This window comes from Bacillota bacterium (assembly GCA_013314855.1).
Classification (GTDB): Bacteria; Bacillota; Clostridia; order Acetivibrionales; family DUMC01; genus Ch48.
Genome location: JABUEW010000018.1, coordinates 14679 through 27550, shown reverse-complemented (window position 1 = coordinate 27550; position 12872 = coordinate 14679). Strand labels below are relative to the sequence as shown.

Below are 12872 nucleotides of genomic sequence, written 5' to 3'. Positions count from 1 at the left end.
CTCAAGGGTTACACCCCTTGAGTTTTTGTTGTTAGTAGATTTTTACATGATAAAGATTAAAAACCGGTATAAATGAAAATAATATTACCGGACCTGTATTAAAAACAAGGAAGTTAAGAGAAGGAATATGGTGGAGAGTGGTAGGTAGTATGACAGGAGAAAACAAGGTTACATTTAGCAAGATTATTGATAAAGACAAATGTGAAGGAAAAATCAGTGAAAAGGCCAATGGGTCTCAAGGACATGAAGAAATAGTTGATGCAAGCGAAATAAGCCGTAGCCCTGCAGTAAAAAATTCTAGGGGTAATATTCATTGCCTTACCATAATAGGGCAAATAGAAGGCCATATTATATTGCCGCCGCAAAATAAGACGACAAAATACGAACATGTGATACCTCAGCTGGTAGCAATAGAAGAGGAAGAAGAAATAGATGGACTTTTGTTGATTTTAAATACTGTAGGAGGAGATGTGGAAGCAGGGCTTGCAATTGCAGAAATGATTTCAAGTATGTCAAAACCCACGGTTTCTTTGGTATTGGGAGGAGGTCACAGTATTGGTGTTCCTATGGCAGTAGCAGCAGACTATTCTTTTATTGCACCTTCAGCAACAATGACAATACATCCTTTAAGGCTAAATGGACTTATTATTGGAGTCCCGCAGACATATGAATATTTTGACAGAATGCAAGAAAGAGTTGTACAATTTGTCTCCAAGAACTCCAATATAAGTAGGGAAAAATTCAGGGAATTGATGCTTAAAACAGGTGAGCTTGCAAATGATGTTGGGACTGTTTTGTTTGGAGAAGAAGCGGTACAATACGGACTCATAAAAGAATTGGGGGGACTTTCACAAGCTCTTGAAAAGCTTTATGAGCTGATTCAAATCAGGAGAAAAGAAAAACTTGAAAAACAGTTGCAAGGAGAGGGTTTGATGTGATACTTTACACAATCGTGCCATACAATGTTATTTTTGGATATAGTGCCGATAAATACAGTGAGTTATTTGAAGTTGAATATTTGGGAGAAAAAGTGGAAGTTTATTCTCTTCAAGATAATGAATATGTTATTAACAGGATAGTCAGCACATCACCAAAAACATTTTTGAAACCTGAATTACAGCCCGGTACCATTATTAAAGCCAATTTTGAGAAAATTTAAACAACGCCTGTTTTTCTTTAGCTGTCTTTTAGCCTGGATTATACTCTTTGTAATTCATTGCAGGCGTTGTTAAGTATGTAAATTAAATATAGTTGATTATTTATAGTTGATTATTCAATTTTAAAAATGCTAATCTCATTCATAAGTTTATTTGCAGCTTCGTTCAACTCTTTTGCATAAGAAGCCAGCTCTTCTATGCTGGATACCTGTTCTTCAATTGATGCTGTAACTTCCTGTGAGTATGCGGCAGTCTCTTCAGAAACTGAAGAAATATTTTGTATGGCAGTAAGGGCGTCTTCCTTATTCTTTTCCATTTCGGAAATGGAATTCATTATCTGGCCTATTTTTTGAACGAGGAGGTCCATAGAAGATGATATATTTTTGAAAACCGAAGCAGTATTTTGGACAGCAGTATTTTGTGAATTAATTATACCCTCTGCCATTGTAGCCTTTTCAACAGTTTTAACGGTCTGGGACTGAATAGATTTTATCAGTGCTGCAATTTCACGGGAGGCGGCCATAGTCTGTTCAGCAAGTTTCCTTACTTCACTGGCAACAACGGAAAATCCTCTGCCCATTTCACCGGCTCTTGCGGCTTCAATAGCTGCGTTTAATGCCAATAAATTAGTTTGGCTGGCAATTTTTGATATTACATCTACAATTTCACCAATGGAATCAGAATTTTTCCCTAGTGCCTGTATATCTGAAATGATCATGTTAGCAATATCAATGGTTTTCATAGATTTATCTGTTAATTCTTCGACAGAAGATATTCCCTTGTGTGTCAAAGCCAGTGTTTCTTTGGAAAATTTTTCGATTGACCTGGCATTTTCAGCTACATTATTAATTTTAAGTGCTAATTCGCTCATTTTTATTGTACCCTGTTCTGCATCACTTGCTTGAGAAGATGCACCCTGGGCAATTTCCTGTATTGCAACGGATATCTCATGTGAAACTTGAGAAACGTCCTGGCTAGTATTTGAGACTACAGATGCTGATTTAGAAACAGTTTGAGTAAGGTCAATTACTTGCTTTATAAGTCCTCTCATATTGGTAATCATGGAAGAAATACTACCTGACAAAAATCCCAACTCATCCTTTCGGTCAGATTTGGATTCTACAGTGAGGTTGCCTGTTGAAGCTTGCTCTGCAACATAGGTTATCTTATTAATAACCCGTCCGATTCCAGTTGCCATAACTGTTACAATTACTAATGCAAAGGCTATTGAAAGTATGACCAGAACAGCAGTTACACTTGCAATCCTCTTTGCGGCACCAAGAAGGGCAGATTCCGGAATAAGGCTCATAAGAGTATAACCGGAACTGCCGATTTTTTGATACAACATAAGATATCTCTTTTTATGTATAGACACTGTTGATGAACCATTAATATCTTCGCTTTCCTTAATTGACTTATAAAAAGAATGACTTGTTACATCCAATGGCGTAACGGTTTCATCTTCTTTGCCGCTTTTTACACAGGAATAATCATAACCGTCGGGACTTATGAAATGAATTTCACTGCCTTCATTGAGATTCATATTGTCAAACAACGAATCAATAATTTCAAGCTTAAGGTCTATTAGCAAAAGTCCTATCGGTTTTGAAGAATTTATACTTCTTATAATTCTGGCAGCGCTTATTGAAAAATCAGATTTTTTATCATATACAATTTCATCCAGTTCGCTGTGATTCCCAAGCCATACCAGTTTCCCCTCTCCTGAAGATATCAACTGGTACACTCTTGTCTCTTTTATTGCATTGTAATCAAAATTGTATTTTATGTTGGACGCCATTGAAAAATACTTGCCTTCCTCTCCAACAATCAATACATTTGAAACATCCTTATTTGAAAAAGTGTACCTGGAAAAAGCTTTTTCTACGTCCTGCCTTAGTTGGAACATCTCATAGTCGGTTTTGGTCAGCCTGCCGTCCTTATTTGAGAGATAGTCTTGAATAGTCTGATCCAGATAAATTTGCATGGAAAATGAATCAATATTTTGGAACAATAATTCTAAGTACTTGGAGGCTTGGAGCATAGTATCTTCCGTTGAGTTTCTAGTAATATTTTTAATAGAGCTTGCGGCGGTTGAATAAGAAATAATACCTAGTAGAACCATTGGGATGATTAAGGTTGTAAATGCAACAATCAATTTATTACGGATACGGTAAAACGTAACTCTGCTAAAAAGTCTTTTCATTGAAGGTAAGTCTTTAACAACTTTTGAGGCTGCAGTGACAACGCTTTTAGAAGACTTTTTTGTAGACTTCTTTGAAGATTTCCCAAATAATTTCATAAGTAACTTTACCCCTCTTTCTGCAGATATTAACATAATATACATTATCTGATTATCATTTTTAATTATAATACATATTGTATTGGTTTTCCATATAATTTTCAAAAATTTTTTGAAATTGTGTAATATTTTGTAGATTATACTTAAAAACACACTCTGGAAATTTCAGTTAAACTATGATATCATAATAAATAAAATATATATAATTAAAAAAATATTAGTTGCAATATTTTCGGAGGTGTAACAGTGAGTCTTCAAAAAAAACAAAAGAAAAAATATCAAATAAAGAAAAAGCTTGATAAAAAAAACAATAAAAAACTTAATAAGGGAATTTATGCTGAAATAGCCGGAATACTAATTTTAGCCTTAGGGTTACTTATATTTCTAGGTTACTACATAGATAATTCAATAGGAATTTTTGGACTTTTGATAAGAAAACTACTTATGGGTATAGCAGGAATACCATCTTTCCTAATCCCTGTATTGGTAATAATTTACGCAGTGCTTATAATATTTAGAAAGGATAAAGCTTATATAAAAACGAAAGCCACATATACATTTACGTTGTTGGTTTTAATCTCGTCAATTTTTCAAGTAGGCACCTACCAATATAGCTATTATCAAAACCGTACTCCAATAGACTGTATCCTTATGTTTTACAGGGAAGGCCAAAATCTTGTTGGAGGAGGAGTTTTGGGAGGAATTGTTGCACTACCCCTCCTTTTGGTTTTTCAACCATTAGGTACTATCATTATATTAACTTCTTTGTCCATAATAAACATAATATTGTTAACTGATATTTCAATATATGGATTAGCAAAAAAAATAAGAGCTGATTTGGTAAATGGTGTGAAAAAACTTATTGAAGGCATTAGAGAGGGAAAAGAGAGTAAGGATGTTTATAACATTGAAGAAAATAATATGTTATTAAACGATGAATTACACAACGACAGTGTAGAAATTAACGTTAATTTGCCGGGAATTCAGGTTAATCCTGAAATTGATACATCAAATAAATTAGATGAATTAAAAGTTATTGATTTCCAAAAACGAAAAGGATCTAAATCTAACGGGAAAATACGGGAAATACTTTATAAATATCCTCCTATAAGTCTATTAAATAGTAATACGGAAAATGGTAAAAGTGTCCGTGTCTATAAAAGCATTGCCCTTGAAGGAGCGAAAAAGCTTGAAGAAACGCTTAGAAGCTTTGGTGTAGAAGCAAAAGTTGTTAATGTTACCATGGGGCCTACAGTTACCAGATTTGAAATTCAGCCTAATACAGGGGTAAAGGTTAGTAAAATTGTGAGTCTGGCAGATGATATTTCATTAAACCTTGCTTCTTCAGGAGTACGAATAGAAGCTCCTATCCCTGGGAAAGCAGCAGTGGGAATTGAAGTGCCCAATAAGGAAATCACCCCGGTCTTTTTAAGGGAAGTTATTGAATCAAAAGAGTTTAACCAACACTCTTCAAAAGTAGCTTTTGCGGTAGGAAAGGATATATCCGGAGAATGTATAGTAGCCGACATTGCAAAAATGCCGCATTTACTAGTTGCAGGCGCTACAGGATCAGGGAAAAGTGTGTGTATCAATAGCTTAATTATGAGCATTCTTTATAAATCATCTCCTGATGAGGTAAAATTGCTTTTAATTGACCCAAAGGTAGTTGAGCTTAGTGTATATAATGGTATTCCCCATTTGCTCATACCTGTAGTAACCGACCCTAAAAAGGCTGCAGGTGCCTTAAATTGGGCTGTACAGGAAATGGTAAACAGGTATAAATTGTTTGCTGAAAAAGGAGTAAGGGATATAAGAGGATATAATGAAGAGGTTGCCCAGTTAGGAGAGCAGGATTTTTTGCCTTTGGTTGTGATTATTATTGACGAGTTGTCTGACCTAATGATGGTGGCTCCGGGTGATGTAGAAGATGCTATCTGCCGTTTGGCACAGATGGCAAGAGCAGCAGGAATGCATCTTGTAGTAGCCACTCAACGGCCATCGGTTGATGTAATTACAGGTCTTATAAAAGCAAATATCCCTTCAAGAATATCATTTGCAGTATCGTCTCAGGTAGATTCCAGAACTATACTGGACATGGGAGGAGCTGAAAAATTATTAGGTAAGGGAGATATGCTTTTTTATCCTGCAGGGCAGCAAAAGCCTATAAGGGTACAAGGAACTTTTGTGAGTGATAAAGAAGTTGAAAAGGTTGTAGAGTTTATCAAGTCACAGTGCAATACAGAATACGATAATAGCATAATAGATGAGATTGACAACAATATTTCGAATGATGATAATATAGAAGAAGAATGTGATGAGCTTCTTCCACAAGCTATTGAAATGGTTATCGAGGCAGGACAGGCATCGGTTTCTCTGCTGCAGAGAAGGTTTAAAGTAGGATATGCAAGGGCGGCAAGGATGATTGACCAAATGGAGGCCAGGGGTATAGTAGGAGGATTTGAAGGGAGTAAACCTAGGCAAGTACTTATAACAAGACAGCAATGGCTGGAAATGAAAATGTCGGAAGGCTTTAAATGACAACAGTATTTAATTCTTGACACTTAGTTTAAAAAAGATTACAATTAATTTGTGCTAAGAACACCAATAATTTAACCAATAGTTTAGGTAATATAAAAATGTCCATTGAAAACTGAATATTGAGGAGGTGTGAGTTATTATTGAGTTTTTTACAGGATTAGCAGTAGGCATATTAATTGCAGTTATTGCTTCATTTATAATGTTCCGGTTTGGGATTAATTATAGAAAAAGGGTTGCTGAGGCTGAAATAGGTAGTGCCGAGCAGGAATCAAAACGGATATTAAGTGAAGCCCTAAAAGCAGCTGAAAGTAAGAAAAGGGAGGTTCTTCTTGAGGCTAAAGAGGAAATTCATAAAAGCAGAATTGAGCTTGATAGGGAAATAAAGGAAAGAAGAAATGAAATTCAACGTTTTGAAAGAAGACTTATGCAAAAAGAGGAAACTCTTGATAAAAAACTTGAATTACTGGAACAGAGAGAAGAGCTTCTTAATAAGAAAATTAAAGAAGTTCAAGAGCAGCAGGTGAATGTTACAGAGCTTCAAGAAAAACAATTAAAAGAGCTTGAAAGGATATCAGGGCTCACAACTGATGAAGCCAAAGAGTTTCTTTTAAAAAGTGTTGAAAGTGAAGTTAAACATGAAATGGCAATGCTTGTTAAAGACCTTGAGGCTAAAGCAAAGGAGGAAGCCGACAGAAAAGCAAAAGAAATAATTGCTTGTGCAGTACAAAAGTGTGCTGCTGACTATGTATCGGAAATTACTGTATCAGTGGTACCACTTCCCAATGATGAAATGAAAGGAAGAATAATAGGCCGGGAAGGAAGAAATATCAGGACTCTGGAAACATTAACAGGTATTGATTTGATAATCGATGACACACCAGAAGCTGTAATCCTTTCGGGATTTGACCCGATTCGTAGAGAAATAGCGCGGATAGCCCTTGAAAAACTGATTCTTGACGGAAGGATCCATCCTGCAAGAATTGAGGAAATGGTGGAAAAGGCTAAAAAAGAAGTAGAAAATATTATAAGGCAGGAAGGGGATAATGCTACATTCGAAACAGGAGTACATGGATTGCACCCTGAATTAATCAGACTTCTTGGAAAGCTTAAGTTCAGAACAAGCTATGGTCAGAATGTTTTACATCATTCCATTGAAGTTTCCAAAATTTCCGGGATGATTGCAGCAGAACTTGGTGTTGATGTAACGCTTGCAAAAAGGGCAGGTTTGCTGCACGATATAGGAAAAGCAATCGACCATGAAGTTGAAGGCTCACATGTAAATATCGGAGCCGATTTGGCAAAGAAATATAAAGAAGGAAATGATGTTATAAATGCAATCCTGGCACATCATGGAGATATAGAAGCAACATCTATTATTTCTGTAATTGTCCAGGCAGCTGATTCAATGTCGGCGGCAAGGCCGGGAGCAAGGAGAGAAACGTTAGAGTCATACATCAAGAGAATTGAGAAATTGGAAGAGATAGCCAACTCTTTTGATGGAGTTGAAAAGTCTTATGCTATCCAGGCAGGAAGAGAAATCAGGATTATTGTTAAACCTGAAGATGTTTCAGATGAAGAGGTTGTACTGAAGGCACGTGAAATAGTCAAAAGGATTGAATCTGAACTTGAATATCCAGGTCAGATTAAAGTAAACCTTATTAGAGAAACTCGAGCTATTGAATATGCAAAGTAGGGATTTTAATAAAAAGCGTGGAAACACGCTTTTTTGACTTTTTTGAGGAAACAAAGAAATGGAGGATTATATATTGAAAATATTGTTTGTTGGTGATATAGTTGGAAATCCTGGAAGAAAAGCAGTGAAGGCAATTATACCTGAAATGAAGAAAAGTATGTCGATAGATTCCTGCATAGCAAACTGTGAAAATGCTGCAGGGGGGATTGGCATAACATATGCTGTGGCACAGGAATTATTTAACACAGGTATTGATGTGATTACTTTAGGAAACCATGCTTGGTCCAAAAAAGATATTTTTAATTTTATTGATACAGATACAAGAATTGTTAGACCCGCCAATTATCCCCAGGAATTGCCCGGAAAGGGTTCCACTATTGTTCGTACTGAAAAGGGCGTAGTAGGTGTCCTAAATTTAATGGGCAGAGTTTTTCTGGAAAATACTGATTGTCCTTTTAAAGCAGCAGAAAGAGAAATTCAATACCTGAAAAACTTCACAAAATTAATTGTTGTAGATATGCATGCCGAAGCTACCTCGGAAAAATACGCTATGGCCTGGTATTTGGATGGCAGGGTAAGTTGTGTGTTGGGTACGCATACCCATGTCCAGACAGCAGATGAAAGGATTCTTCCTTTAGGGACTGGATATATAACTGATGTGGGAATGACAGGGCCTTATGATGGAATACTTGGAGTGGATAAAGATATTATTATAAAAAAGTTTTTAACCTCTATACCTATGAAATTTGAAATAGCAAAAGGGAGTGTGCAGTTTAATGCTGTTGCTCTGGATATTGATGATAAAAATGGATGGACAACTAAAATAAGTAGAATAACGCAAATATTAAATGTATAAAATTTATAATAAAATCTTAGTTAAAAAAAAAGGATTTTTGAAATATTTGTAGAATATGTATATTTAGTAATGTAATAAACATTAATAATGTAATAAACATTAATTAAAAACTATTATTTTTGCTCGGGAGGTAAACTTTTATGGATGTTTTAAAGGTCTCAGCAAAATCCAATCCAAATTCTGTTGCAGGGGCATTAGCAGGTGTTATTAGAGAGAAAGGTACAGCTGAAATGCAAGCGATAGGTGCCGGTGCAATTAACCAGGCTATAAAAGCTATTGCAATAGCTCGCGGCTTCGTAGCACCTTCTGGAATGGAGCTTATATGTATACCTGCATTTACAGACATAGTAATTGATGGGGAAGAAAGAACTGCCATTAAGCTAATAGTTGAACCCAGAAAATAGCTGTAGAAATAGGTTGTATAAGGAGTGAAAATTTTAACAGCTTGAGAACTCAAAAAACATTTAATAATTTGGGCACTATTCATGCATTGTTTTTTATTATAACGGTTTTACTGTTGAGTGTGTCTGCCTGTGATATCAATGAACTCGGCAATGGAGACAATAAACAAAATATTACATTGCTCAATAAACAAAATTCCGTCAATATAGTGGACAAAGGTCCTGTTAAAGGCGGGACCCTTAAATTATTCAGCACATATCCGGATACCCTTGACCCAATTACTACTAAAAATATTTATATTCAAAAATATATAGGTCTTGTATATGAAAGCATGGTAAAGCTTGAAAAGGATCAGCGCCCGTCAACCTGGCTTTCTGATGGTTGGTATGTATCAGAAGACGGGTATACCTGGACATTTCATATAAGAGAAGGTGTTACTTGGCAGGACGGTTTCCCGTTAACGGCTGAAGATGTGGAATTTACAATAAAAACCATAATGAGTCTTGAAAATGATTCAATCTATAAATTCAACCTGTCAAATGTCAATTCTTTTGCAGCTGTTGATAATAATACAATTAAGATTATATTGAAAAAACCAAATTCATTTACACCTGAGTTAATGACTTTCCCAATAATACCAAAACGTTTTTTTACTAAAGGAAACATGGAAGATGCTTATAAAACCAAATTTCCGCCAGGTACGGGGCCTTACAGTATAAACTCATATGAAGAGAGAAAAAATATTACACTTAAAGCAAGCAGGACATGGTGGTATAAAAAAGTTAATAATGCTGAAGATATACCTTATATTCCTGAAATAAGTATTCAGTTATATGAGTATTCAAAAGATCTTTTCAATGCTTTTCAGATGAGAACAGTTGATGTCATTAATGTTGAAAACGAACAATTCAATAGATATTTTAATAAACCTGATGTGTTTGCAAAAAAATTTATTAGTAATAAATTTGATTTTTTGGTTTTAAACCTTTCAAATTCATTTTTAAAGGATAAGGCAGTAAGACAGGCAATAGCTTCATCTATAGATAGGAAGGAAATAATAGAAACGGTTATGCTGGGGCAGGCTGTACCTTCCGGTATACCGGTAATTCCAGGGTCGTGGATTTATAACTCAGATAATGCATTTGAAGCAGAAAATGTTGAACTTGAAATTTTAAATCAGGGGAGGCCTGTTAAATTAGAAATATTAGTAAATGAAGAAAATGAAACTAGAGTAAAAGTTGCAGAAAAAATCAGTGATTGTTTAACGGAAATAGGGATTAACGCTAGTGTCCGTAAAGCAAAGTGGGAAGACGTTTTAAAGCTTGTTAATGGGAAAAGATATGATATAGCCCTATTGGGATGTACAGTTCCTTCTTTCCCGGATATATCATACCTGTATTCAACCTGGTACATGCCCTATTCTTTATATACCGGCAATACGACGGTATATAATATTGCGGGTTTTAATAATGAACAGGTAAATGATTACATCCATCGCATATTTGAGGAAAATGATTATGAGGTTAGGAAAATATTGTTTTCAGAAATGAAGAATATTATTGATGATGAAGTTCCATACATTGGATTGTACTTTTACTATGATGCAATCTTTTATAATAAGAATATCAGGGGTGACCTTGACCCTTATACATGGGATGAGTATAATAATATAGTCAAATGGTATATTACTGAATAAGGGGATTAGTAATGGGAAACTTAATTTGGATTATTACAATTGCACTAATTATTGTATTTGATCAGGCAAGTAAATATATAATTGTAAAGAATGTAGAATATAATAGTTTAATACCGGTTATTGATAAGTTTTTTTATATTACTTACCATGAAAATAAGGGTGCTGCTTGGGGAATACTGCAAAATAGGGTGTATATTTTTATACCTTTAACGATTATTTTTTCTGTTGTAATGGGATATATTCTCTTTAAGACAGAGAACAAGATGCTGAAACTGTCATTGTCGTTTGTCCTTGGAGGAGCAATAGGAAATTTGATTGACAGGGTTTCAAAGGGCAGTGTTGCGGATTTTTTAGATTTTTATTTCGGCACATATAATTTTCCAACATTTAATGTTGCTGACTCGTTTATAGTAATAGGTACAATTACCCTGGCCATATTTATTTTATTTTTTTACCAAAAACAAGCGTGACGCCATGGAGGTTTAATGAAGGAACAAATAAATCTATTGTCGGATGTAGATAATAAAAGAATAGATACTTGGCTTGCCGGCAAACTGACATGGCTTTCCAGAACTTATATACAAAAGCTTATCAATAACAACCTGGTCCTTGTTAATGGCAGCCCTGTCAAGACAAATTATAAGCTTAAGATTGGGAATGAGGTATGTGTAACCATCCCTGAAGCGCAAAAACTTGATATTGTACCTGAAGACATTGAATTGGATATAATGTATGAAGATGACTCCATATTAATAGTAAACAAACCTAAGGGAATGGTTGTGCACCCTGCTGCAGGAAATTATTCTGGCACTTTGGTTAATGCCCTTATGAGTTACTGTGGAGAAAACCTTTCGGATATAAACGGCATTATAAGGCCCGGCATTGTTCATAGGCTGGATAAAGATACCTCGGGTATCCTTGTTATTGCAAAAAATAATGAGGCTCATAGAGAGCTTTCCCGAAGCCTTAAAACACACAGTATAAAAAGAGTATATGTTGCACTGGTTAAAGGAATAATAAAAGAAAACACTGGAAGAATTAACCTGCCCATAGGACGACATCCTGTTAATAGAAAGAAAATGTCTGTTAATACTAAGAACGGTAGAGAAGCAATAACATATTTCAGAGTGCTTGAAAGGTTTAACAGGGCTACATATGTAGAGTTAACGCTTGAAACGGGCAGAACTCATCAAATTCGTGTCCACATGTCTTATATCGGCCATCCGGTAATAGGAGATGAAGTTTATGGGGGAAAGGACAAAGATTATGGATATGTAATAAAAGGTCAGGCCCTTCATGCAAAATTGCTAGGGTTTAATCATCCTGTAACAGGTGAGTATATGGAGTTTGAAGCAGAACTTCCTCAAGATTTCAAAGAGTTATTGGACAAACTGAGAGTAGAAAAATGTCAAAAACTATAGACAAGGGATAATACATATGATAATATAATTATTAATTAAATAGGAACCTTTTAAATAAGTCCTGTGAGGCTGCAAAGGTGTGTAGTGTTTGGTCCGGTTAGCGCTGGACATTAATTGTAAATAATAATTAGCTTCTTGTATTCTTTGCAGGGAGCTTTTTTAATACTAGGAGTGGAGAATATGCTGGAAAAGGCTCAAATAATGGATGAAATTGAAATAAAAAGAGCAATTTCACGGATAGCTCACGAAATAATTGAGAGAAACAAGGGAACAGATAATGTAGTATTAATAGGAATACAAAGAAGAGGCGTTCCTCTTGCTAAGAGAATAGCCCGAAAAATAGCTGAAGTGGAGAGTAAATCTGTCCCCGTAGGTATATTGGATATAACTTTTTATAGAGACGATTTGAGTATGCTGGCTGAGCATCCTGTTATTAATGCAACAGAAATTAATTTTACTGTTACTGATAAAATAGTTATACTTGTTGATGACGTCCTATATACAGGAAGGACGGTTAGAGCAGCCATTGAGGCAATCATGGACCTTGGAAGACCTAAAATGATCCAATTGGCAGCGCTGATAGACAGAGGCCACAGGGAATTACCGATAAGGGCAGACTATGTAGGAAAAAATGTCCCCACCTCAAGGAATGAATTAGTTAATGTTAAGCTGGCGGAAATAGATGGAGTAAACAAGGTAACCATAACCCAACCGGGTAAAGGCTAAAGTTTCCGGGAAAATAGTAAGGATAAAATCCTTACTATTTTTTTAATAATATTTTAATAATATAATGAGGAAAACTATACTCTT

Annotated in this window: 11 protein-coding genes; 10 read left to right on the top strand and 1 reads right to left on the bottom strand. The window is 35.3% G+C overall.

What is annotated here, in order from left to right; all coding sequences use genetic code 11:
• Window positions 1–149: 149 nt before the first annotated feature.
• Entirely contained in the window at window positions 150–938 is a 789-nt protein-coding gene (locus HPY74_04690) for an ATP-dependent Clp protease proteolytic subunit (protein NSW89978.1), read from the top strand.
• Complete coding sequence (locus tag HPY74_04685; GenBank protein ID NSW89977.1) at window positions 935–1159, top strand: YlzJ-like family protein; 225 nt, start codon at window positions 935–937, stop codon at window positions 1157–1159. Before HPY74_04690 ends, HPY74_04685 begins: the two co-directional genes overlap by 4 nt.
• A 110-nt stretch (window positions 1160–1269) precedes the next feature.
• On the opposite strand, the gene HPY74_04680 is transcribed toward HPY74_04685, so the two are convergent.
• Complete coding sequence (locus HPY74_04680; GenBank protein ID NSW89976.1) at window positions 1270–3456, bottom strand: methyl-accepting chemotaxis protein; 2187 nt, start codon at window positions 3454–3456, stop codon at window positions 1270–1272.
• A 246-nt stretch (window positions 3457–3702) separates the two neighbouring features.
• On the opposite strand from HPY74_04680, the gene HPY74_04675 reads away from it, so the two are divergent.
• From HPY74_04675 to pyrR, 8 genes are all read left to right on the top strand, one after another.
• Window positions 3703–5994, top strand: coding sequence for a DNA translocase FtsK (locus HPY74_04675; GenBank protein NSW89975.1), 2292 nt, complete (start codon window positions 3703–3705; stop codon window positions 5992–5994).
• A gap of 199 nt (window positions 5995–6193) precedes the next feature.
• The gene (gene rny / locus HPY74_04670; GenBank protein ID NSW89974.1) at window positions 6194–7687 is read left to right on the top strand and encodes a ribonuclease Y; all 1494 of its coding nucleotides are present in this window, start codon (window positions 6194–6196) and stop codon (window positions 7685–7687) included.
• A 73-nt stretch (window positions 7688–7760) separates the two neighbouring features.
• Window positions 7761–8543 carry a TIGR00282 family metallophosphoesterase gene (locus HPY74_04665; protein NSW89973.1) on the top strand — a complete coding sequence of 261 codons (783 nt, stop codon included), beginning with the start codon at window positions 7761–7763 and terminating at the stop codon, window positions 8541–8543.
• 140 nt (window positions 8544–8683) lie between these two features.
• The gene (locus HPY74_04660) at window positions 8684–8947 is read left to right on the top strand and encodes a stage V sporulation protein S (protein NSW89972.1); all 264 of its coding nucleotides are present in this window, start codon (window positions 8684–8686) and stop codon (window positions 8945–8947) included.
• Between the two features lie 113 nt (window positions 8948–9060).
• On the top strand, window positions 9061–10641 hold the full coding sequence (locus HPY74_04655; protein ID NSW89971.1) for a peptide ABC transporter substrate-binding protein: 1581 nt from the start codon (window positions 9061–9063) through the stop codon (window positions 10639–10641).
• A gap of 11 nt (window positions 10642–10652) precedes the next feature.
• Complete coding sequence (gene lspA / locus HPY74_04650) at window positions 10653–11111, top strand: signal peptidase II (GenBank protein ID NSW89970.1); 459 nt, start codon at window positions 10653–10655, stop codon at window positions 11109–11111.
• Between the two features lie 15 nt (window positions 11112–11126).
• Window positions 11127–12062 carry an RluA family pseudouridine synthase gene (locus HPY74_04645; protein ID NSW89969.1) on the top strand — a complete coding sequence of 312 codons (936 nt, stop codon included), beginning with the start codon at window positions 11127–11129 and terminating at the stop codon, window positions 12060–12062.
• A gap of 180 nt (window positions 12063–12242) precedes the next feature.
• Window positions 12243–12788, top strand: a complete 546-nt coding sequence (gene pyrR, locus HPY74_04640) for a bifunctional pyr operon transcriptional regulator/uracil phosphoribosyltransferase PyrR (GenBank protein NSW89968.1) — start codon at window positions 12243–12245, stop codon at window positions 12786–12788.
• Window positions 12789–12872: the final 84 nt, after the last annotated feature.